Consider the following 21,115-nt stretch of genomic DNA (forward strand, 5'->3'; position numbering starts at 1 on the left):
CTCCCGCGCGGGTGCTGCGCGTCGGGCGGACGACACGGCCCCGGTCACCCCGCGGCGGACGCCTCCTGGGCGATCTGCTCGAAGCGGGCGCCCATCGCCTCGGACAGCGCCTGCGCGGCCGAGAGCGGACGCACCATCACGGTGAACTCGTCGATCTTCCCGTCCTCGTCGAAGTGCAGGAAGTCGCAGCCCTGGAGCTGCTTGCCGGCGACCGTGGCCGTGAACACGAAGGCGTGGTCGCGGCCGTCCGGGTTCGCGATCTCCCGTACGTAGGTGAAGTCCTCGAACACCTGCGACACCGCGCGCAGGATCGCGGCCGTGATCGGCTTGCCCGGGTACGGCTTGAAGGCGACCGGGCTGGTGAAGACGACGTCGTCGGCGAGCAGGGCGGCCACGGCGGCCATGTCGCCGTTCTCGACGGCCTTGCGGAAGGGGTGCACGGGGTGCGCGGAATGCATGGGTCCACCTCACCTAGTCAAAAAGTTGAGTAGCTGCATGCTAGCGTGCACCCATGGCTCTGCGGAATGCGGTGATGGCCGCCCTCCTGGAGGGCGAGGCCTCCGGGTACGACCTCGCCAAGGGATTCGACGCGACGGTCGCCAACTTCTGGACGGCGACGCCCCAGCAGCTCTACCGGGAACTGGAGCGCATGGAGGCGGACGGACTGGTCGTCGCCCGCGTCGTCGAGCAGGAACGCAGGCCCAACAAGCGACTGTTCTCGCTGACGGACGCCGGCCGCGAGGCGGTTCGCGCCTATACGTCCGAGCCCCCCGGCCGGCCCGCGGTGGTCCGCGACGAACTGCTGGTCAAGGTGCAGTGCGCGGACGCCGGTGACATCGAGACGGTCCGGACGGCCGTCGCCGAGCGGATGGAGTGGGCCACCGCCAAACTCGCCCGCTACGAACGGATCCGGCAGCGTCTCCTCGCCGGCCGGTCCGAGGAGGCGTACTTCGCCGAGGCGGCCCGCATCGGCCCGTACCTCACCCTGCTGCGCGGGATGTCCTTCGAGCGGGAGAACCTCCAGTGGGGGGACCTGGCCCTGCGCAGACTGGAGCAGCGGGCGGCTCGGCATACACAACAAAGTGAATAGGTGTGCCTGCGGGGCGCCCGGCTCGTGGGGCGCCCCGCAGCCGGGCCCGGATCAGCAGGTGGCGACCCCCGGCAGCCAGGCCGGGCCCTTGATGTAGATGTTGGTCATCCACGCGCCGTTGGTCAGCTTGGACCACGCGTCGTTGGTGTACCCCTCGGCGGTGACCTTCTCGGCGTGCGCCTGGCAGACCACGTTGACCGTCGTCGGCTGCGGGAAGTAGTCGACGACACCGGCGTTCACGTTCGGCTCGCTGTGCGTGCGCACGCCCGTGCCCCAGGTCTGGAACGCCGTGCTGCCCCCGCCGGGCGGCGGCGGGTTGTCGCCGCCGCAGTCCGGGATGCCGGGCAGTTCGGCCGGGCCCTTGATGTAGATGTTGGTCATCCACGACCCGTCGGCCAGCTTGGCCCAGATGTCGTTGGTGTAGCCCTCGGCGCTCACCTCCTCCGCGTGCTCCTGGCACTGGACGGAGACCTGCGTGGGACCGGCGAAGGTGTCGACGACCGAGGCGTGCACGCTCGGCGTGGAGTGCGTGTGCACCCCCGTGCCCCAGGTCTGGAACGTCGAACCGCCGTTCGCGGGCGGGGGCACCGGCGTGCCGGACGGGTTGATGCGGATCGCGCCCGCGTAGTCGCCGCCCGTGCGGACCGGGGTCACCCGGATGTGGGTGCCCGACTCGTACGCCTCGACCATCTGGCCCGCGCCCAGGTACATGGCGACGTGGTGGATGTACCCGCTGCCCCAGAACATCAGGTCACCCGGCACGAGCGGAGCGGTGCCCTGGCCGGCCGAGAACCGGGCCGAGGCCTGCGGGCTGTGGAACTGGTCGTCGGCGGTGCCGTTGAGCAGGTCGGAGCCGGTCGCCCGGTAGTACGCGTACCGCATCAGGCCCGAACAGTCGAAGCCCATGCGCTCGTTGTCGTGCAGGCTGTCCGGGTCGGAGCCGTCGTAGTAGCCGTACGTGGCACCGGGCGTGGCGCCGTGCCCGCCGCCCCAGCTGTACCAGACGCCGATCTGGGAGCAGGCCGCCTGGACGGCGGCCTGCGCGGTGGCCGAGGCGCCGGAGGCCAGCACCCCGCACGAGGTGTCCTGGGCCGCGGCATGCGCGGTGACGGGCAGCAGCGGGGCCATGGCCAGCGCCGCGACCACCGTGAGCGTCCTGGCAGACGTGGTGAGGTTCAAGGTGTCCGTCCTTCGTCGACGTGGAACCGGGTACGGGGGTCGGGCGGATCCACCGGGCGCCGCGCCCCACCCCCGTGAGGGCACGGCACCCGGAGTTCAGCCGGCCAGCGCCGCGCGCATCTTGGCCAGCGCCCGCATGCGGTTGCGCTGGACGGTGCCGCGATGGGCGCCGAGCCGTTCCCCGGCCGTGTCGTGGGTGAGCCCCTCCAGGTCGACGAGGATCACCGCGGCCGCCTCCTTCGGCGAGAGCACGCTCAGCAGCGCGAGCGCCGTGGCCGAGGCCTCGTACGTGCCGAGTCCGCCGTCCCAGCCGGCCTCGGGCAGCCGGTCGGTGGTCCGTTCCCGGCGGGAGGGGTGCAGCCAGGAGTCGCGCAGCAGGTTCAGCGCGACCGTGCAGGCGTAGGCGTACGGGTGCTGCTGCGGCGTCAGGTTCCGGGCGCGGGCCCGCCGGGAGAGCCGCAGGTACGTCTCCTGGAGGAGGTCGTCGGCGTCGTGCGGATTGCCGGTCAGGGCGAGCAGCCGTCTGCGCAGTCTGGGCATGTCGGCGGTGAAGCGGGCGTCGAACTCGCCCGGACTCATGGACTCCAGGACGTGGTCCGCATCCTCGCGCGGGTCCTGCGTACACGTGCCGCCGTGGCTTTCCATGGTCGTCCCCCGTTGGTCGTCGGTGCTGAGAGAGGTGTCCGGTCCGCCGGTCACGCGGGCCGGACGGGTGCGGCGGCGGGCCCGTAGCGGGCGGCCGGTGCCCCGCTCAGCAGGGCCCAGTACCGGTCGCCGTAGGACCAGTGCCACCACTCCGTGGGGTAGTTGACGAAGCCGGCCGAGGTCAGCGCCCGGCTCATCGCCACGCGGTTCGCGCGCGCCTCGGCGGCCACGTTCGGTGCCCGGGTACGGCAGGCGCCCGCGCTCTCCTCCGGGGTGGCGTTGACCTCCGTGCCCAGCGGCAGCTCGGTGCCGTCGGCGGCGCACAGAGTCAGGTCCACCGCCCCGCCGCTCACGTGCGGGGCCACCTCCGGCGGGGAGATGTAGGCGCTGGCCAGCTCGCGGATCCGGTCCGGACCGGCGTCGGGGTGGGCCGCGCGCAGGGTCGCCGCGTACTGCTCGAAGTAGCGGCGCTGCAGGTCGGGCGGCCGGTACCCCTCGACCACCAGGAACCGGATCCCGGCGGGCAGCAGCGACTGCGCCTGGAGCAGCCGGCACAGCGCCCCGAGCCGCAGGTGCGCGAAGCTGCCGTCGTCGTCGGCCTGCCGGAGGTCGATCCGCAGACCGGGTGTCTCCCGCAGGTCGACCAGCGGTTCACCGCACTCCTGCTCGGCGACCTCGGCGACCCGGGAGTCGGAGAGCGTGATGATGTCCGTCACGCAGAACAGCGTGCCCGGGGCCCCTGTAATTGCTCTGCAGCTTCCCTGCAAGCACGTCACCAGGCCTTCTGCAGCCGGTTTCCGGCTACGGCGTCCCGTCGCCCGCCCGCTCCCACGCCTCCCGCACGCCCACCGACCGGAACACCTCCAGCGCCTCCGCCCGCGCCGCCCGCGCCCGGTCCCCTTCGCCGTCCGCGGACCACACCCCGGCCAGGTCCCACACCGTGCGGGCCCGCCACAGCGGCAGCCCCAACTCCGCCCAGAGGGCCACCGCCCGCTCCAGCGGCTCCCGGGCCGCGTCGGTGTCGCCGGCTGCCAGCCGCAGCTCCCCGAGCGTGCGCAGGACCAGCGCCTCGCCGAACCGGTCCTGGCGCTCCTGGGCCACGGCCAGGCAGCGCAGCAGCCGCCGTCCCGCCTCCGCCGGCCGGCCGGTGCGCAACTCCGCCTTGGCCAGCGCCTGTTCGGTGTACATCACGCCGAAGGTGTCGTGCAGGCCGGTGAAGATCCGCAGCGCGTCGAGGAAGAGCCGTTCGGCATCCTCGTACCGGCCCTCGGCCCGGTCGCACAGGGCCAGCGAGCGCAGGGTGAGCCCCTCGCCGTGCAGGTCGGCCGCAGCCCGGTACAGCGCGAGCGCCCCGGACAGCGCCGCCCGGGCCTGCGGGCCGCGCCCCTGCTCGCGGTGCACATAGCCGATGCCGTACAGCACGCCCGCCCGCGCCCCGGCGTCGCCGTACCGCTCCAGCGCGGCCTCCAGCAGCTCCAACGCCTCGGTGTAACGGGCCTGTTCGCGGCGGGCGGTGCCCATCCCGGCGAGGGCCACGGCCGCCCCGTCCGGCAGCTTCTCCCCGAACAGCCGCAGCGCGTCCGCGAAATAGGCGTAGGAATCCTCGAACCGGTCCTGCTCGTAGCGGAGTTGGCCGAGGCCGGCGAGGAGCCAGGCCTCGCCCTCCACGTCACCGCCGCGCCGCACCGCCGCCATCGCCGCCGTGTGCGCGCGGGACCAGGCGTCGAACTGGTTGTACAGCGCGGCGGAACTCGCGATCAGCGCCCCGGCGAGATCGCGGGCGGTACGGGCCATGCCGTGGTCGGCGCAGTGTGTCACGGCGGCCAGCAGCCCGGCCTGCTCGGCGGCGAACCAGGCCGCGGGCCGGGCGAGGACCGCCGCCTCGGTCTCCGGGGCGAGCGGGCGGACGGCGGCCGGTTCGGGGAAGTGGCGGGTCGCGCCGCCGGGGCCCCGGGCGGCGGCCTTCCGGGCCAGGTCCAGCCAGCTCGCCGCCAGCCGCAGCACCGCGGCTGCCCGGTCCGCGGTGCTCTCCTCGACGAGGCAGCGCTCGCGGGCGTGTTCACGGGCGAGGTCGTGGATGCGGTAGCGGGCGAGGCCGGTGCCGTCCACGCCGACCACGTCGATGAAGTGGCAGTCCACCAGCCGCTCGACGGCCTCCTCGGCCTCCTCCGTCGCTATGTCCAGCAGGGGAGCGGCGATCCACGCCGCGAAGTCGGGCAGGTCCAGCAGGGCGAGGCGGCGCAGGGCCCGGCGTTCCTGCGGATCGAGGTCCGCGTAGCCGAGTTCCAGGCTGGCGCGCAACTCCAGGTCCCCGGCACTGAGTTCGCTGAGGCGCCGGCGCTCGTCGCGCAGCCGGCCGACGAGCCGGCCGGGTGCCCAGTGCGGGCGGGCGGCCAGGCGGGCACCGGCGATCCGCACCGCGAGCGGCAGCCGCCCGCACAGGGCGACGATCTCGGCGGCCTGCTCCGGCTCCGCCCAGGTCCGCCCCGCACCGGCCACCCGGCGGAGCAGGCCGAGGGCCTCGGCCTCGTCCGGAACGGCGAGGTCCAGATGGGCGGCGCCCTCCAGCGCCACCAGCCGGCGGCGGCTGGTGATCAGCACCGCGGCACCCGGGCCGGGTGGCAGCAGGGGCCGCAGGTGCGCCTCCCCGGCCGCGTTGTCCAGGACGATCAGGGTCCGCCGGTGCCCGATGTGGGTGCGGTAGAGGCCGGTCAGCTCCTCGACGCCGGAGGGCAGCGTGTCGGGGTCGACGCCCATCGCCCGCAGCAGCCGGGCCAGCGCGTCGGCGGGTTCCAGCGGGGTGGCGTCGGCGGCCCGCAGGTCCACGAACAGGCGGCCGTCCGGGAAGAGGTCGGCGGTGCGGTGGCCGACATGCACCGCGAGGGCGGTCTTGCCGATGCCGGAGCGCCCGGAGATCACCCCGATCGGCGGTGCGGTCCGGCCGGGGTCGCCGACGCCCCGCACCAGCCCGGTCGCCCACTCGACCTGCTCCGCCCGGCCCACGAAGTCGGCGATGTCGGGCGGCAGATGGGAGGGCGCGGGGCGGGGCCGCCCGCTCCGGGGAGCCGGCACCGGCCGGGTGGCCCGCCCGCTCCCCAGCACGCCGGTGTCATGGGTGAGGACGGCCTGGTGCACCGCACGCAGCTCCGGTCCCGGGTCGATGCCCAGCTCGTCGCGGAGCAGCGACCGGCCCTCCTGGTAGATGCGCAGGGCGTCGGAGACCCGGCCGGTGCGGAACAGGGCGGTCATCAGCTGGCCGCGCGGCCGCTCCCGCAGCGGATGCGCGGCGACATGGGCGAGCAGCGGCGCGATGGCGCCGTCCGCGCGGTCCAGTTCCAGGGCCAGTGCGAAGGACTCCTCCTGGGCCACCAGCCGCAGCTCCCCGAGCCGGGACGCCTCGATCCGGGCGAACGACTGGCCGAGTCCCTCCAGGGCCTCCCGGCCCCGCCACAGCCCCAGCGCCTCGGTGAGCGCCTCGGCCGCTTCCCCGGTACGGCCCAGGGACCGTCCGGCCGCGAGTAGTTCCTCGAAACGGCGGGCGTCGACCCGGTCCGCGGCGAGGTCGGCGACGTAGCCCGGGGGCCGGGTGCGGACCAGCTCGGCCGTGCCGATCCGGGCCAGGGCCCGGCGTACGGCGGAGACATGGGTGGCGACCAGGGCGCCCGCGGTGGCCGGCGCCTCCTCGTCCCAGACGTAGTCCACCAGGCGCTCGGTGGAGATCACCTCGCCCAGGTGGACGACGAGCGCGGCAAGGACGGCCTGCGGCCGGGAGCCACCGAGCGGGGCCCGTCTGCCCCCTTCCCAGACCTCCACCGGGCCGAGCAGACGTACTTCGAACATCGGTCCCCGATCGCCGCCCCGCGGATGCCGACAACGATATCGGCGGCCACCGTCGGGGCAGCCCGACAGCCGGGCCGCCGTGTCCGGAACCGTACCGTCCCACCGGCCGGCCGGAACCGCCGCGACGCCCGGTGCACCGAACCGGGACGGGGCCTCTCGGCGCTGCGGAAGCCGTACTCCCTCCTGCCCGCAGTTGGCTGGTTTCTGTGGGTGGGCACAGAGTCCCCTGTGCGGGAGACGGCCGGCGGCCCGTCCGCGTATGACCGCGCGGCCGGATCCGCGGCGAAATCCGCGAGGCCGGAAGTTCTCGCGGCCGCATGTCATACGAACGCCCCGTCGGCGGCGTCAACGGCCCGTAAGCACCGAGCCGTTCGCCGTACGCCCAGGGAGCCGACCCATGAAGCGCACCGCCTTCCGCCGAAGGACCGCGCGGCTGAGCGCCGTCGCCGCCGTGGCGGCGCTCGCCCTCACCGGCTGCTCCCGGACGTCCGGCGACGGCCCGGCCCCCGCCGCCGCGCACCGGGTCCGCGACCTCACCTACGCGGAGGACCTGCGGGTCTCGGACGCCGAACAGCGCCTGGTCGCCCGGTGCATGGCCCGCCACGGGTTCCGCTACTGGACCGACCGCCCGCTGAGCCTGGCCGAGAGCAGGCCGCTCGGCTACGTCCAGGACGACGTGAACTGGGCCCGCACCTACGGATACGGCAGCCGGATCACGGCGAAGGAGGACCGCGCCCGGCTCCGCAACCCCAACAGCGCCTACCGCAAGGGTCTCACCGCCGCCCGGAAGGCCGCGTACGACACCGCTCTCGACGGCGGCCGGCACGCCGAAGTGCTGCGCACCGACGTCCCCGGCGGGGGCAAGGTCAGCAAGCAGACCGGCGGCTGCGACGCCGAGGCGGAGCGGCAGCTGTACGGCGACCCGCAGACCTGGTTCCGGCTCGACACCACGGCGAGCAACCTGCGCCCGCTCTACGTCGGCAAGCTGCTGCACGACCGGCGGTTCACCGCCGCCGTGCACGCGTGGTCGGCCTGCATGAAGCGGGCCGGCCACCCCTACCCGGACCCGGACGCGGCCCGGCAGGCCACCCGCGAGCACCCCGCGGACCAGACCCGGACGGAGGAGGCCCGGAGCTTCGCCGCCGAGACCCGGATCGCGGTCGCCGACGCCACCTGCGCCCGCCAGGTCTCCCTCAGGTCCGTGGGCCAGGACCGCGAGGCCCACTACCTGGCCCAGCTGGACGGCGAGTACGGCGCCGGTCTCGACGCCTACCGGCAGGTGCGCCTGAAGGCGCTGCAGCGTGCCGAGCCGATCGTGCCCGCCCGCACCTGACACCTGCCCCGACCCCATGACTCCGCGGCGCCCGCCGCGGCCCTCTCCCACACCGACCGCCTCCGACGAGGCAGAACGGGATTCATCATGCGCAAAATGACCCTCGCCCTCACCACCCTGGCCCTCGCGGCCGTCGGCTTCGCCGTGCCCGTCAACGCCCACGCCTCCGCCGGCTGCAACGCGGCCTGGCCGGGCCGCGACGGCAACGTGCGGGCCTGGCGGGACTGGGACTGCGCGGGCGGCCTGCTCGGCGTCACCGCGGGCAACGACACCAGCTGGGCCGACAACGCCGGCGGCTTCCAGGGCGTCGCCAACGTCGCCTCCTCCGTCATGAACAGCGGCTACGTCGGCGGCAAGGACGTCGTCGCCTTCTACTACTACGCCAACTACTCGGGCGGCTACGGCTGCCTGAAGCCGGGCGAGCTCTACGTGGACGACCTCACCCGCGACCACTTCACCGACGGCCACCCCATGAACGACAACATCATGTCCCACCAGTGGGTGACGGCGAGCGCCTGCGCCGCGGGCTCCTTCATCAGCTGACGCCGGGCGGCCGGCCGCGGTCGTCCCTCCCGACCGCGGCCGGTTCCGTCCCCCTTACCGATTACCCACCTCACGTACCGCCGAGTTTCACATCCGCGCCACCGGACCCTTCCCTGACGTTCGATGCCCTTGGAACACTCGCACCCGCGCACAATCCGCCCAGTTCCGGCCAGCCCGTGCGTCAGGATGAGAGGTCGCTCACCCATGCCCGAAGTCAACCGGCGCCGATTCCTCCAACTGGCGGGCGCCACCACGGCGTTCACCGCGCTGTCCAGCAGCATCCAGCGCGCCGCCGCACTGCCCGCGAACCACCGCACCGGGTCGATCGAGGACGTCGAGCACATCGTCGTCCTGATGCAGGAGAACCGGTCGTTCGACCACTACTTCGGCACCCTCAACGGCGTCCGCGGCTTCGGCGACCCCCGCTCGGTCACCCAGAACAACAAGTCCGTGTGGAAGCAGTCCAACGGCACGAAGGACATCCTGCCGTTCCACCCGGACGCCGACGACCTGGGCCTCGCCTTCATCCAGGACCTGCCGCACGGCTGGAACGACACGCACACCGCCGTCGACGGCGGCAAGTACGACAAGTGGGTGCCGGCCAAGGGCAGCACCACCATGGCGTACCTGAACCGCGACGACATACCGTTCCACTACGCGCTCGCCGACGCGTTCACCATCTGCGACGCCTACCACTGCTCGTTCATGGGCTCCACCGACCCGAACCGCTACTACATGTGGACGGGTTACACCGGCAACGACGGCCAGGGCGGCGGCCCGGTCCTCGGCAACGACGAGGCCGGCTACAGCTGGACGACGTACCCGGAGCGCCTGGAGAAGGCGGGCGTCTCCTGGAAGATCTACCAGGACGTCGGCGACGGCCTGGACGCGGCCGGCGGCTGGGGCTGGATCCAGGACGCCTACCGCGGCAACTACGGCGACAACTCGCTGCTCTACTTCAAGCAGTACCAGAACGCCCAGCCCGGCGACCCGCTGTACGACAAGGCCCGCACCGGCACCGACGCCACCAAGGGCGAGGGCTTCTTCGACCGGCTGAAGGCCGACGTCAAGGCCGGCAAGCTGCCGCAGATCTCCTGGGTGGTCGCCCCCGAGGCCTTCACCGAGCACCCCAACTGGCCCGCGAACTACGGCGCCTGGTACGTCTCCCAGGTCCTCGACGCGCTCACCGCCGACCCCGCGGTGTGGGCGAAGACGGCCGTGTTCATCACGTACGACGAGAACGACGGCTTCTTCGACCACCTGATCCCGCCGTTCCCGCCGTCCTCCGCCGCACAGGGCAAGTCCACGGTCGACCCGAGCCTGGACCTCTACAAGGGCGACGCGAGCCGGCCCGCCGGTGCCTACGGCCTCGGCCAGCGCGTCCCGATGCTCGTCGTCTCCCCGTGGAGCAAGGGCGGCTTTGTCTGCTCCGAGACGCTCGACCACACCTCGATCATCCGGTTCATGGAGGCCCGCTTCGGCGTCCACGAGCCCAACATCTCGCCCTGGCGGCGCACCGTCAGCGGCGACCTGACCGCGGCGTTCGACTTCTCCCGCAAGGACACCAAGCCGGTCGCGCTGCCCGCCACGGACGGCTACCGGCCGCCGGACGGCAACCGCCACCCCGACTACGTGCCCACCCCGCCGGCCAACCCGGAGCTGCCCAAGCAGGAGCGCGGTTCTAGGCCCACCCGGCCGCTCAAGTACGCCCCGCTGGTGGACGGCTCCCTGGACGCGGCGGCAGGCAGGTTCACGCTCACCTTCGCGTCCGGTGCCCAGGCGGGTGCCGCCTTCCTGGTCACCTCCAACAACCGCGCCGACGGTCCCTGGAGCTACACCACCGAGGCCGGCAAGACCGTCTCCGACACCTGGAACTCGGTGTACTCGGGCGGCTCCTACGACCTGACCGTGCACGGCCCGAACGGTTTCCTGCGCAGCTTCCAGGGCCCCGGCAAGGTGGCGGGTCCCGAGGTCACCGCCCGGCCGCACGGCGACGACATCGAGCTGACCTTCACCAACAAGGGCAGCGGCACGGTGAAGCTGGCGGTGGCCGACGGGTACGGGGGCCGGGGGCGCACGTTCTCGGTGCGGGCCGGGGCCGTCGTGACGCACATCGTGCACCTCAACCACAGCAAGCGGTGGTACGACGTGACGGTCACGTCCGAGGCCGACGCGAGCTTTGTGCGGCGGTTCGCCGGGCACGTGGAGAACGGGGAGCCCGGGGTCAGCGACCCCGCGATCATCACGGTGTGATCGTGCGCCCGAGGGGGTGCGGGGAGCGGTTGTGCGGCGGCTGCGGGTTGTCCGTGGCTGGTCGCGCAGTTCCCCGCGCCCCTTTGGGGCGCCTAGAGGGTGGTGAGTTTCTTCGGCTCGGGTGATTGTCGGGGGAGCAGGGTCGGGTCCAGGGCGAGGACCGCTGCCACCGGGTGTTCGTCGTCCGGTTCGATGACCGGTGCCGGGGGTGTCACGCGGGTCAGCAGGACCACGCCCCAGGAGGCGAGGCCCGCGCCGGTCAGGGCGAGCAGGATGCCCCAGGCGCCGTCCTGGAGGCCCTGGCCCAGCAGGGTCAGGCCGATGACCGCCGCCGCGACCGGGTTCGACAGGGTGACCACGGCGAGCGGGGCGCCCAGGCCGCCGCGGTAGGCCGTCTGGGAGAGCAGCAGGCCGCCCACCGCGAACGCGGCGACCAGCAGGGCGACCACGATCACCTCGACGCTCAGGGCCGGGCCCGAGCGGTCGGTCGCCGCCACCGTCACCGTCTGGGTGAGGGCCGAGGCGACGCCCGAGGCGAAGCCGGACGCGGTCGCGTGGCGGAGGCCGGGGCGGGTGCCGGGGCGGGACAGGACGCCGATCAGGGCGGCCGTCGTACCGGCGACGGCGAGGGCCTCGGTGAGGCTCAGTACCTGGTGCGGCGCGGGGCCCGAGGCCGTGACCAGGAGGGCGCCGAGGCCCAGCAGGGTCAGGGCGGTGCCCCGCCACTCGGCGGCGGTGACCCGGCGGCCGGCCACCCGGGCGCCCATCGGTACGGCCGCGACCAGGGTGAGTGCGCCCAGCGGCTGGACGAGGGTGAGCGGGCCGTACTTCAGGGCGACGACGTGCAGCAGCGCGGCGCCGGCGTTCAGGCCCACCGCCGCCCACCAGGCGCCCGAGCCGAGCAGCCGCAGCAGGCCGGCGCCGGCGTTCTTCGAGGCGAGGCGCTCCTGGGCGACGGCGGCGGCCGCGTAGGCGACGGCCGAGACCAGGGAGAGGACGACGGCGACCAGGGCCGCGGTGCTCATCGGCCCGCCCTCACCAGTGCGGGCTCCTCGGAGACGAGGTGCCGGGTGCCGCGCCCGGCCGTGCTGGTCGTGCGGTGCGGCGAGCGAAGCGAGGTGGGGGTCCCCCCGGACGAAGTCTGGGGGCGGATCAGGGCGAGGGCGGCGCCGAGCATCGCGGTGGCGATGATCGCGTCCAGCCAGTAGTGGTTCGCGGTGCCGACGATCACGAGGAGGGTGATCGCGGGGTGCAGCAGCCACAGCCAGCGCCAGCGGGAGCGGGTGGCGACGATCAGGCCGATGGCGACCATCAGGGCCCAGCCGAAGTGCAGCGAGGGCATCGCCGCGAACTGGTTGGAGAGGTGGTCGCTGCTCGGCGGGCCGTAGACGGAGGGGCCGTAGACGCGGGCGGTGTCGATCAGGCCGGTCGCGGCCAGCATCCGGGGCGGGGCCAGCGGGAACGTGAACGGCAGCACCAGGGCGGCCGCGGTCACCAGGGCCAGGACCCGGCGGGCCCAGACGTAGTGCGCGGGCCGCTTCAGGTAGAGCCAGACCAGGAAGGCCAGCGTGGCCGGGAAATGAACCGTGGCGTAGTAGGTGTTGGCCAGGTGTACGAGGGTGTCGCCGTGCAGCAGTGCGGACTGCACGTCGACCTCCGAGGGCAGGTGCAGCGTCCGTTCCAGGTCCCAGATCCGGTGGGCGTTGTGCAGGGCCTCGGCGGTATGGCCGGTGGCCAGTTGGCGCCCGAACTTGTAGACGAGGAAGAGCCCTGCGACGAGCAGGAGCTCACGGACGAGCGGCGGCCGGGCTATCGCGCCCGGCTCCGCTGCTGCCGGCTCGGACTGGGATCTCATCCCAGGCCCCCTCACTGACGGTGGTGCTGTGCGAGTCCCGGACGGTGGCCCGAACTCTTCGATACGGAAGCGTACCGATACGCCACTGTACCGATACGGTCGAGTACCGGTACAGTGGCGTATCGATAGACGTAGGCCACACTGGTTGTAGGTTTCCGCGCCGGCCGAACGGAGGGCGGGGCGGAAGTGATCCGCACGTGATGAACGAGTGAGGAGCAGGGCACATGACGTCGCAGGCCGCGGACGGACCGGACACGGTCGCCGCCTCGCGCCGCTCCAAGATCACGCCGGAGCGTGAGCGGGAGTTCTTCGACGCCGTGCTCGAACAGATCCGCGAGTGCGGCTACGACTCCGTCTCCATGGAGGGGGTCGCCGCCAGCACCCGCTGCAGCAAGTCCACGCTCTACCGGCAGTGGAAGACGAAGCCTCAGTTCGTCGCGGCCGCGCTGCGGGCCAACCGTGAGGTGCGCTTCGCCGGCGTCGACACCGGGTCACTCGCCCAGGACCTGCGCGAGGTCGCGCGGGCCGCGGGCGACTGGTCGCGCAAGGACACCAAGCTGCTCTCGGCGCTGGGGCACGCCGTGCACTCGGACGAGGCGCTGGCGCAGGCGCTGCGCGAGGCACTCGTGGAACCCGAGATCGCCGCGCTCCAGGAGATCCTGCGCCGCGGGGTCGAGCGGGGCGAGGTGCCCGCGGGGCATCCCGCGCTGGACTACGTGCCCGCCATGATGTTCGGCGTGCTGCGGGTGCGGCCGGTGCTCACCGGCGAGTACGCCGACGCCGACTATCTCGTCCGTTTCGTGGAGGCCGTCGCGCTGCCCGCACTCGGACTGACCTAGGACCCAGGCCGCCGTCCACGGGATGACTGGACGGCGACCTGCTCGCGCCGCACCGTGGGGACGGGGGCGGCGCGCACCCCCCGGCCGGGTGGGGTGCCCCTTTGAGCGGAGGGGCGCTCCACCCGGCCGACTGCTGTTCCGGCCCGGGAGGGTCAGACGTTCGAACCGCTGCCGCTGCCCGAGGACACCTTGATGCCGCTGGTGATCGTGTCGATGATCGACTCCTTCTGGCCGACGTCGACGCCGAACCGCACCACCACGAGCTGCTGCGCGTTCGCGGGCGACGGGAAGGCCAGCGACTCGACATAGCCGTCGGCGCCCTTGCTGGTGATCGCCTTCCAGCGCACCAGGTACCCCTTCTGCCCGGCCACCGTGACCGCCTTGGAGGCCAGCACCTCGTGCGAGGTGATCGAGCCGTAGCCCTTGCCGTACGAGTCCTGGACGTTGGCCGAGATGTCCGCCTTGGCGACCTCCTCGGCCGTGTCCCCCTTGGTGCCCAGCAGCGCCGCGGGCGCCGAGTAGGCTCCGCCGGCGGTACAGGTCTGTGAGGTGTCGCCCGGGCACTTGTAGGAGTCGTCGGAGCTGACGCTGGCGCCGTAGTTGATCGCCTGCCCGGTCCAGCCCTCCGGCACCGGGATGCTGATGGCGTTGATCGAGTCCGGCACCGTGCCGCCGCCCTTGACCTCCGGCGCCTCGGTCTGGCCCGGCGACGGCGACGCGCCTCCGTCGGTGCCACCGGAACCGGAGTTGCCGCCCGACCCGCCGAACGGGAAACCCTGGCCGCCGTTCTGCCCGCCGCCCTGTCCGCCGTTCTGCCCCTCGGGGCCGCCCTGGCCGAACCCGCCCTGACCGCCCGAGCCCTGCTGCGAGGCCTGCTGGCCGCCGCCGCTGCCGTTGCCGGTCAGCGCCCACGCGCCCACCCCGATCGCGGCGAGGACCGCCACGGCGACACCGACGGCGATGCCGGTACGCAGCCCGCGCCTGGCGGGGGCCGGCGGCTGCGCCGGGTACCCCGGGTACGCGGGGTAGGCCTCGCCGGCCGGGTACGCCGGGTAGGCCGGCTGCGCCCCGTCGGCCGGCGGCTGCGGCGGGGGACCCCAGTCGGCGGCCGACCCGGCGGGCCGGGTCTGCTCCGTCCAGGCCTTGCCGTCCCACCAGCGTTCGGTGGCCGGACCGTCACTTGTCTGCCCGGGATCGGGATACCACCCGGGGGGAGTCACCTGCGTCATGCTCCTACCGTATGAGGCATCGGTGAAAGTCGGATGAGAGGATCCGGCGATGTTCGGACGAGGCGGGCCGGCGCGCTTGCGGCCGTGTGCTGACGGGGTGATGCGGAAGGGCCGGTCCGGCACCGCTCATTCGATCCGCAGCCGCACCGGCGGCCCAGGTGCGGGCGGTGGCAGGCGCAGTCCGTTCCGTCCCGGGGTGAGCGAGCCCAGGACGCTCGGGTGCCGGGCGCCGGTGGCGGCCGGGGTGGTGCCCGTGAGGCCGTGTGCGGTGAGGAAGCCGAGGACCGCGAAGGCGTACGCCTCCTTCGCCGCCGCGGGCAGCCCGAGTTCGTCCGAGACGCGTACCGGGATCTCCGCAAGCTGGCCGCGCAGCGTCCGCATCAGCACCGGGTTGCGGGTGCCGCCGCCCGACGCGACCACCTCCGTCGCCGCCACGCCGCGCACCGCGTCCGCCACCGTCCGGGCGGTCAGGTGGGTGAGGGTCGCCAGCGCGTCCTCGGCCGACAGACCGTCGGGCGCCCGCCAGTACCCGGCGTGGAACAGCTCCTTGCCGGTCGTCTTCGGCGCGGGCTGCGCGTAGTACGGCTCCGCCAGCAGCTCGTCGAGCAGCGGCCCGTGCGGACGGCCGCGGCCCGCCAGCGCCCCGTCCACGTCGTACGGCAGCCGGCCGCCGGTGAACTCCCGGACCGCCGCGTCCAGCAGCGCGCACCCGGGCCCGGTGTCGAAGGCCGTGCCGTCGGGCGCGGTGAGGTTGGCGATCCCGCCGAGGTTCAGCGCCACCGGCGTCCCCGGCCGCCCGCGCAGCCACAGCAGGTCGACCAGGCTGACCAGCGGCGCACCCTGCCCGCCTGCCGCCACGTCCCGCGACCGCAGGTCGGCCACGACCGGCAGCCCCGTCGCCTCCGCGATCCACGCCGGCTGCCCGAGCTGCAAGGTGCCGTGCACCCGGCCCCCGTCCACCCAGTGGTAGACCGTCTGCCCGTGCGAGGACACCAACTCGGCACGCCCGCCGCACAGTTCGCGATTCGCCCGGACCGCCGCCGCCGCGAACGCCTGTCCGATCCGGGTGTCCAGCAGACACACCCGCGCCATCGGCACCGCGGCCGGCGGCAGCGCCCCCGCGAGCGCCTCCCGCAACTCCTCGTCGTACGGCGTGCTCACCATCCCCAGCGGCTTCAGCAGCAGTGTGCCGTCCAGCAGCCGCAGCTCGGCCGCCGCCGCGTCCACCGCGTCGTACGACGTCCCGGACATCAGACCGATCACCAGCATCGTCCCGACCCGCCTCTCAACCCGCCTTCGTCCGCGGCCGCCCGAGCAGCGCGAGCACGCTGACCGCGCAGGTCGCCGCCGCGTAGTAGCCGGGCACGTCGAGGTTCCCGGTGCGCTGTACCGCCTCCGTGATGATGAGGCCCGCACAGCCCGAGAACACGGCATTGGACAGGGCGTAGGCGAGTCCGAGGCCCGTGCAGCGGGCCCGCGCCGGGAACATCTCGGCCAGCAGCGCGGGCCCCGGCCCGGCCATCAGCCCCACCACCGCGCCCGCACCGCACAGGGCCGCGCCCTTCATAGCGGCCGGGGTCCCCGGGTCCCGGAGGAGGTGCAGCAGGGGCAGCGCCAGCAGCACCACGAGCCCGGCGCCCGCCAGCATCACGGGCCGCCGCCCCACCCGGTCGCTGAGCAGCCCCGCCGGCAGGATCGCCGCCGCGAACCCCAGGTTCGCCACCACGGTCGCCAGCAGTGCCGTGCGGAAGCCGGTGTGCAGGGCCGCCTGGAGGTACGACGGCAGCACCACCAGGAAGGTGTACCCGGCGGCCGACCAGCCCATCACCCGGGCGACGGCCAACCCGATCGCCCCGACCGGCACCCGCACGGCACGCACCGCGCCCGCGTCCGGCTCCCGGAACTCCGGAGTCTCGTCGAGACCGATCCGCAGCCACAGCGCCAGCGCGCCCAGCGGCAACGCCAGCAGGAACGGCAACCGCCACCCCCAGGAGCCGAACTGATCGGCCGTCAGGAGTACGGACAGCCCCACGGCCACGCCCGCCCCGCCCAGCAGTCCCAGCGCCACGGTGAACGACTGCCACGCCCCGTACAGCCCCCGCCGCCCCGGGGGTGCGAACTCGGTCAGCATCGCCACCGCCCCGCCGAACTCCCCGCCCGCCGAGAGACCCTGAACCACCCTCAGGAACGTCAGCAGCCAGGGCGCGAGCGCACCCGCCTGTGCATACGTCGGCAGCACGCCGATCAGTGCCGTCGCGCCCGTCATCAGCGCCACCACCACGATCAGCACCGGGCGCCGGCCGAGCCGGTCGGCCAGCCGGCCGAACAGGGCCGCGCCCAGCGGACGGAAGAAGAACGCCAGCCCGAAGGAGGCATAGGTGCGCACCAGGCCCTCGGCCGCGCTGCCGCCCGCCGGGGTGAAGAAGCGCTCGGCGACGACGGTCGCGACATAGCCGTAGACGCCGAACTCGTACCACTCGATGAAGTTCCCCACCGAGCCGGCCGCCAGCGCCCGGAGGGGCCGGTTCCGCTCGCGTACTGCCCGGTCTTCGAAAGTCAGCCTCATGTTCCTGCCCGTTGACGGTCCGTTCGCTGCACAGCGGCAGGTCGGGGCCGTCCCGCGTCGTCCGGCCGTACCCGCTTTCACCCGTCACGGCCACAGCTGCCCGGACCCGCCTCCGGACAGCCAACAGGACGGCTACGCTCGTGGTCTGTACGTCGTTCGGGCGACTTGGGGAGGTAGCAGGATGACGGAGGAGCAGCCCCCGGGAGGCGCCCCGGCTCCCCTCTGGGAGCGCGAGGAGGAGATCGCCGCCGTCACCGAGGCCCTCGATCTCCTGTGCGCCGACCGTTCCACCGCCGGGAACCTGCTCGTGATCCGCGGCGAGGCCGGGCTCGGCAAGACCGCGCTGCTGGCCGAGACCCGCCGCATCGCCGAACGCCGGGGCTGCACCGTCTGGTCCACCCGCGGCGTGGAGACGCTGCGCAGCGTCCCCTTCCACGTGGTACGGCAACTGCTCCAGCCCGCGCTGGTCTCCCTGCTGCCCGAAGAGGCCAGGGAGTACCTCGGCGACTGGTACGAGATCGCCGGCCCCGCCCTCGGCATCACCGACCCCGGAGACCGCCGGGCCGACCCGCAGGGTGTCTGCGACGGCCTGGTCGCCGCCGTCCGCCGGCTCGCCAAACGCGACTGGCCGCTGGTCCTGCTGGTCGACGACGCGCACTGGGCCGACCAGGAGACGCTGGCCTGGCTGGCCGCCTTCGTCGAACGCCTCGACGACCTGTCCGTCCTGGTCCTGGTGGCCCGCCGGCCCGGCGAGGTCAGCGGCGACAGCGCCCGGCACCTCGATGCCGTGGCCGCCGCGGCCGGCCGCCCCGTCCGCACCGTCAGCGCCCTCACCCCGGACGCCACCGCCGGCCTCACCCGCGCCACCCTCGGCGAGCACGCCGACGCCCCGTTCTGCCGCGAGGTCTGGGCCGTCACCGGCGGCAACCCCTACGAGACCGTCGAACTCCTCGCCAAGGTCCAGGACAGCGAGCTCGAACCCGTCGAGGCCCGTGCCGGTGAACTGCGCGCCCTCAACCGGTCGGCCAGAGGCGGCGGACTCGTCACCCGCCTCGAAGGACTCGGCGTCGACGCCACCCGGTTCGCCTGGGCCGCCGCCATTCTCGGCACCGGCATCTCCGTCGACCTCGTCGCCCAGCTCGCCAGCATGGCCCTGGACGACGCCCAGCGCTGCGCCGAACTCCTGCGCACCGCCCGTATCCTCACCGCGCCCGATCCGGCCGGCTCCCGGCCCCGTGCCGGTGACCTGGAGTTCGTCCACCCACTGATCGCCACCGCCGTCTACAACTCCATCCCGCCCGCGATGTGCACCGCCATGCACGGCATCGCCGCCCAGATCGTCCTGGACGACGGCCGCGGCATCGCCGAGGCCTCCCGCCACCTGCTGAAGGTGCACCCGGACGACGACGAGGAACTCGTCGAACAGCTGCGGGACGCGGCCAAGGAACACCTCGCCGTCGGCGCCCCGGACGCGGCCCGCCGCTGCCTCGAACGCGCCCTGCGCGAACCGCCGCTCCCCGAGGTCCACGCACGCGTGCTCTACGAGCTCGGCTGCGCGACCCTGCTCACCAACCCGGCCGTCACCATCGGCCATCTGCAGAGCGCTCTCGGCATGCCCGGCCTCTCCGGCCCCGAACGCGTCGACGCCGTCTTCCGGCTCTCCCAGGCACTGCTCCACAACGACCAGCTGGAGGAAGCCGTCCGCACGGTCGAGGCGGAGGCCGCCCGGCACGAGGCGGGACCCGCGAAGCTCCGGCTCCATGCCGTCCAGTTCATGTGGGAGGGCATCGCCGGCGAGGCCGTCTCCGCACGCCGCTCCGAACGGCTCGCCGACCTCGCCGCCACCTGCACCGGCCGCGACAACTCCGAGCGCGCCCTGCTGATGCTGCGCGGCTTCGACCTGCTGATCCAGGGCGAGAACGCCGAGGAGGTCGTCGAACTGTGCGACCGCGCCCTCGTCAACGGCCGGCTCGCACCCGGCCTCGGCTGGACCGACACCGAGTGGGGCATCGAACTCCTGCTGATGCTCGCCAACTCCTACGTCTACACCGACCGGCTCGACCGCGCGGAGAGCCTGTACAACGAGGCCCTGCGCGCCTACGAGTCCTCCGGCTGGAGCGGCGGCCATCTGGCCCTCGCCCATGCCTACGTCGGCCTCGGCCACCGCAGGCGCGGCCGGCTCCGGGACGCGGAGACCTCGCTGCGGGAGTCCCTGCGGATCGCCGAGCGGGTCGGCCGCCGGCTGCCGCTGTACTGGACCGCCACCTGCAACCTCGTCGACACGCTGCTCGCCCGCGGCCATGTCCAGCAGGCCTGGGAGACCGCCGAACAGTACGGCTTCGCCCCGCCGTACCCCTCCACCATCGTCATGCCCGACCCGCGGTCGGTGCGCGGCCGGCTGCTGCTCGCCGTCGGCCGCACGGAGGAGGCCGTGAACGAACTGGAGGCGGCGGAGAAGGCGGCCGCCGCGCGCGGCCACTTCAACCCCGTGGTCGTGCCCTGGGCGCTCGACCTCGCGCGGGCCCTCGCGAACGAGGACCCGGCGCGGGCGGCGCACCTCGCGAGCGACGCGCGGCGGCAGGCCGAGCGGTTCGGCACGGACACGGCGATCGGCGAGGCGCTGCGGTGCGCCGCCGCGCTGGAGACCGGACAGCGACAGGTGCGGCTGGCGTCGCAGGCGGTTGCCTACCTGGAGGCGTCGCCCTGCCAGTACGAGCATGCGGCGGCCCGGGTGGAGTACGGGATCGCCGCGCGGTCGGTGGCCGAGCTCAACAGGGGGCTCGCGTTGGCTCGGTCCTGTGGGGCGGACGGGTTGGTCGCCCAGGCCCGGGAGGTGCTGGACACGGGGCGGGGGTTGCGCTGACGGGTGCGGGTTGTATGTGGTTGCTCGCGCAGTTCCCCGCGCCCCTGAAAGCAGGGCGTCAGAGCGCGAGGAGTTGGTCGGTTACCGCTGAGAGGCGTTTTTGTACCTCTCGGTCGTAGGTCGCCTCGTGCGCTCGCGCCTTGCTCGTGCCGTCGAAGTAGCCGCCCGTGCCCAGGTCCCGTGTCGCCAGGGCCAGGACGCCCGGGGCGCCGTCCGCCACCGTGCTCCAGGGGGCTACCCCGCCCTCCCGCACCATCGCGGTGTCCATGAAGGTCGCGGGGTGCAGGACGTTCACCGCCACGTCCGTGTCGGCCAGCTCCTCCGCGAGAGCGAACGTGTGGGCCGCCAGGGCGAACTTGGACCGGCAGTACGCTGCGAAGCCCTGGTAGCCCCGCGTGAATTCGGGGTCGTCGAAGTCCAGCGGTTCCTGGCCCGCCGAGCCCACGTTCACGATCCGGCCCGGGGCGCCCGCGCGCAGCACCGGCAGCAGGGCGCGGGTCAGGGCCACCGGGGCCAGGTAGTTGACGGCCAGGCGCAACTCGTGCCCGTCCGTGCTCAGTTCGCGGCCCGAGCCGGGCGGGCCGGCGCCGATGCCCGCGTTGTTGATCAGTACGTCCAGGTCGGGACGGGCGTCGGCGACCCGCGCGCCCAGCTCGCGGACCTGCGCCAGCGAGGCCAGGTCCGCGACGAACGCCTCGGCTTCGCCCTCGGTGCGCAGCTCCTCGACCAGTCGCTCGGTACGGCCGGGGTCGCGGCCGTGCACGAGGACGGCATGGCCCGAGCGGACCAGTTCGAAGGCGACGTACCGGCCGAGCCCGGAGGTGGCACCCGTGATCAGGATGGTCGACATGCCCCCACCGTAGGCACAGCGACCGCTCCT

General features: G+C 73.6%; 17 protein-coding genes. 6 read left to right on the top strand and 11 right to left on the bottom strand.

Annotation, left to right across the window (positions count from 1 at the left end; translation table 11 throughout):
- Window positions 1–44: 44 nt before the first annotated feature.
- The gene (locus tag ACIQVL_RS43370) at window positions 45–440 is read right to left on the bottom strand and encodes a nuclear transport factor 2 family protein (protein WP_403478289.1); all 396 of its coding nucleotides are present in this window, start codon (window positions 438–440) and stop codon (window positions 45–47) included.
- Between the two features lie 71 nt (window positions 441–511).
- Between ACIQVL_RS43370 and ACIQVL_RS43375 the strand changes: the two genes are divergently transcribed.
- Entirely contained in the window at window positions 512–1,090 is a 579-nt protein-coding gene (locus ACIQVL_RS43375) for a PadR family transcriptional regulator (RefSeq protein WP_403435516.1), read from the top strand.
- Window positions 1,091–1,141: 51 nt separating this feature from the next.
- Here ACIQVL_RS43375 and ACIQVL_RS43380 read toward each other — a convergent pair whose 3' ends face one another.
- From ACIQVL_RS43380 to ACIQVL_RS43395, 4 genes are all read right to left on the bottom strand, one after another.
- Window positions 1,142–2,218 (bottom strand): C40 family peptidase, encoded by a 1,077-nt coding sequence (locus tag ACIQVL_RS43380; RefSeq protein ID WP_403436019.1) that lies wholly within the window; start codon window positions 2,216–2,218, stop codon window positions 1,142–1,144.
- 147 nt (window positions 2,219–2,365) lie between these two features.
- Window positions 2,366–2,914, bottom strand: a complete 549-nt coding sequence (locus ACIQVL_RS43385; RefSeq protein WP_403478236.1) for an RNA polymerase sigma factor — start codon at window positions 2,912–2,914, stop codon at window positions 2,366–2,368.
- A gap of 50 nt (window positions 2,915–2,964) precedes the next feature.
- The gene (locus ACIQVL_RS43390; RefSeq protein WP_403478237.1) at window positions 2,965–3,630 is read right to left on the bottom strand and encodes a M15 family metallopeptidase; all 666 of its coding nucleotides are present in this window, start codon (window positions 3,628–3,630) and stop codon (window positions 2,965–2,967) included.
- Between the two features lie 85 nt (window positions 3,631–3,715).
- Entirely contained in the window at window positions 3,716–6,754 is a 3,039-nt protein-coding gene (locus ACIQVL_RS43395; RefSeq protein WP_403478238.1) for a BTAD domain-containing putative transcriptional regulator, read from the bottom strand.
- A gap of 397 nt (window positions 6,755–7,151) precedes the next feature.
- Here ACIQVL_RS43395 and ACIQVL_RS43400 point away from each other — a divergent pair, with 397 nt between their 5' ends.
- The 3 genes from ACIQVL_RS43400 (at window position 7,152) to ACIQVL_RS43410 (ending at window position 10,883) form a co-directional block, all read left to right on the top strand.
- On the top strand, window positions 7,152–8,087 hold the full coding sequence (locus ACIQVL_RS43400) for a hypothetical protein (protein WP_403478239.1): 936 nt from the start codon (window positions 7,152–7,154) through the stop codon (window positions 8,085–8,087).
- An 87-nt stretch (window positions 8,088–8,174) separates the two neighbouring features.
- Window positions 8,175–8,630 (top strand): hypothetical protein, encoded by a 456-nt coding sequence (locus ACIQVL_RS43405; RefSeq protein ID WP_403435524.1) that lies wholly within the window; start codon window positions 8,175–8,177, stop codon window positions 8,628–8,630.
- A 204-nt stretch (window positions 8,631–8,834) separates the two neighbouring features.
- Window positions 8,835–10,883: a phosphocholine-specific phospholipase C gene (locus tag ACIQVL_RS43410; RefSeq protein WP_403435526.1), complete on the top strand. Its 2,049-nt coding sequence runs from the start codon at window positions 8,835–8,837 to the stop codon at window positions 10,881–10,883.
- A 92-nt stretch (window positions 10,884–10,975) separates the two neighbouring features.
- Here ACIQVL_RS43410 and ACIQVL_RS43415 read toward each other — a convergent pair whose 3' ends face one another.
- Together ACIQVL_RS43415 and ACIQVL_RS43420 are read right to left on the bottom strand one after the other, a co-directional pair.
- Window positions 10,976–11,908 carry a hypothetical protein gene (locus tag ACIQVL_RS43415; protein ID WP_403435528.1) on the bottom strand — a complete coding sequence of 311 codons (933 nt, stop codon included), beginning with the start codon at window positions 11,906–11,908 and terminating at the stop codon, window positions 10,976–10,978.
- A complete protein-coding gene (locus tag ACIQVL_RS43420) occupies window positions 11,905–12,738 on the bottom strand; it encodes a phosphatase PAP2 family protein (RefSeq protein ID WP_403478240.1) in 834 nt (277 codons plus the stop codon). Before ACIQVL_RS43420 ends, ACIQVL_RS43415 begins: the two co-directional genes overlap by 4 nt.
- A gap of 224 nt (window positions 12,739–12,962) precedes the next feature.
- Between ACIQVL_RS43420 and ACIQVL_RS43425 the strand changes: the two genes are divergently transcribed.
- The gene (locus ACIQVL_RS43425; RefSeq protein ID WP_403435532.1) at window positions 12,963–13,577 is read left to right on the top strand and encodes a TetR/AcrR family transcriptional regulator C-terminal ligand-binding domain-containing protein; all 615 of its coding nucleotides are present in this window, start codon (window positions 12,963–12,965) and stop codon (window positions 13,575–13,577) included.
- A gap of 152 nt (window positions 13,578–13,729) precedes the next feature.
- On the opposite strand, the gene ACIQVL_RS43430 is transcribed toward ACIQVL_RS43425, so the two are convergent.
- The 3 genes from ACIQVL_RS43430 to ACIQVL_RS43440 all read right to left on the bottom strand — a co-directional run bounded on the left by ACIQVL_RS43430 (window position 13,730) and on the right by ACIQVL_RS43440 (window position 17,372).
- Window positions 13,730–14,806 (bottom strand): DUF2510 domain-containing protein, encoded by a 1,077-nt coding sequence (locus ACIQVL_RS43430; protein ID WP_403435533.1) that lies wholly within the window; start codon window positions 14,804–14,806, stop codon window positions 13,730–13,732.
- A gap of 126 nt (window positions 14,807–14,932) precedes the next feature.
- Window positions 14,933–16,075, bottom strand: a complete 1,143-nt coding sequence (locus ACIQVL_RS43435; RefSeq protein WP_403478241.1) for an anhydro-N-acetylmuramic acid kinase — start codon at window positions 16,073–16,075, stop codon at window positions 14,933–14,935.
- A gap of 16 nt (window positions 16,076–16,091) precedes the next feature.
- Window positions 16,092–17,372 carry an MFS transporter gene (locus ACIQVL_RS43440; protein WP_403478242.1) on the bottom strand — a complete coding sequence of 427 codons (1,281 nt, stop codon included), beginning with the start codon at window positions 17,370–17,372 and terminating at the stop codon, window positions 16,092–16,094.
- A gap of 181 nt (window positions 17,373–17,553) precedes the next feature.
- On the opposite strand from ACIQVL_RS43440, the gene ACIQVL_RS43445 reads away from it, so the two are divergent.
- The gene (locus ACIQVL_RS43445; protein ID WP_403435538.1) at window positions 17,554–20,235 is read left to right on the top strand and encodes an ATP-binding protein; all 2,682 of its coding nucleotides are present in this window, start codon (window positions 17,554–17,556) and stop codon (window positions 20,233–20,235) included.
- A 58-nt stretch (window positions 20,236–20,293) separates the two neighbouring features.
- Here the strand turns inward: ACIQVL_RS43445 and ACIQVL_RS43450 are convergent, their stop codons facing one another.
- Window positions 20,294–21,085, bottom strand: coding sequence for an SDR family NAD(P)-dependent oxidoreductase (locus tag ACIQVL_RS43450; protein WP_403478243.1), 792 nt, complete (start codon window positions 21,083–21,085; stop codon window positions 20,294–20,296).
- Window positions 21,086–21,115: the final 30 nt, after the last annotated feature.

This window comes from Streptomyces sp. NPDC090499 (genome assembly GCF_044769305.1).
Lineage (GTDB): Bacteria > Actinomycetota > Actinomycetes > Streptomycetales > Streptomycetaceae > Streptomyces.

Excerpts from the sequence above, each read along its gene's own strand:
- ACIQVL_RS43375 (WP_403435516.1), top strand. The coding sequence starts at position 512 with ATGGCTCTGCGGAATGCGGTGATGGCCGCCCTCCTGGAGGGCGAGGCC.
- ACIQVL_RS43380 (WP_403436019.1), bottom strand. The coding sequence starts at position 2,218 with ATGGCCCCGCTGCTGCCCGTCACCGCGCATGCCGCGGCCCAGGACACC.
- ACIQVL_RS43385 (WP_403478236.1), bottom strand. The coding sequence starts at position 2,914 with ATGGAAAGCCACGGCGGCACGTGTACGCAGGACCCGCGCGAGGATGCG.
- ACIQVL_RS43395 (WP_403478238.1), bottom strand. The coding sequence starts at position 6,754 with ATGTTCGAAGTACGTCTGCTCGGCCCGGTGGAGGTCTGGGAAGGGGGC.
- ACIQVL_RS43400 (WP_403478239.1), top strand. The coding sequence starts at position 7,152 with ATGAAGCGCACCGCCTTCCGCCGAAGGACCGCGCGGCTGAGCGCCGTC.
- ACIQVL_RS43405 (WP_403435524.1), top strand. The coding sequence starts at position 8,175 with ATGCGCAAAATGACCCTCGCCCTCACCACCCTGGCCCTCGCGGCCGTC.
- ACIQVL_RS43410 (WP_403435526.1), top strand. The coding sequence starts at position 8,835 with ATGCCCGAAGTCAACCGGCGCCGATTCCTCCAACTGGCGGGCGCCACC.
- ACIQVL_RS43415 (WP_403435528.1), bottom strand. The coding sequence starts at position 11,908 with ATGAGCACCGCGGCCCTGGTCGCCGTCGTCCTCTCCCTGGTCTCGGCC.
- ACIQVL_RS43420 (WP_403478240.1), bottom strand. The coding sequence starts at position 12,738 with ATGAGATCCCAGTCCGAGCCGGCAGCAGCGGAGCCGGGCGCGATAGCC.
- ACIQVL_RS43425 (WP_403435532.1), top strand. The coding sequence starts at position 12,963 with ATGACGTCGCAGGCCGCGGACGGACCGGACACGGTCGCCGCCTCGCGC.
- ACIQVL_RS43430 (WP_403435533.1), bottom strand. The coding sequence starts at position 14,806 with ATGACGCAGGTGACTCCCCCCGGGTGGTATCCCGATCCCGGGCAGACA.
- ACIQVL_RS43435 (WP_403478241.1), bottom strand. The coding sequence starts at position 16,075 with ATGCTGGTGATCGGTCTGATGTCCGGGACGTCGTACGACGCGGTGGAC.
- ACIQVL_RS43440 (WP_403478242.1), bottom strand. The coding sequence starts at position 17,372 with ATGAGGCTGACTTTCGAAGACCGGGCAGTACGCGAGCGGAACCGGCCC.
- ACIQVL_RS43445 (WP_403435538.1), top strand. The coding sequence starts at position 17,554 with ATGACGGAGGAGCAGCCCCCGGGAGGCGCCCCGGCTCCCCTCTGGGAG.
- ACIQVL_RS43450 (WP_403478243.1), bottom strand. The coding sequence starts at position 21,085 with ATGTCGACCATCCTGATCACGGGTGCCACCTCCGGGCTCGGCCGGTAC.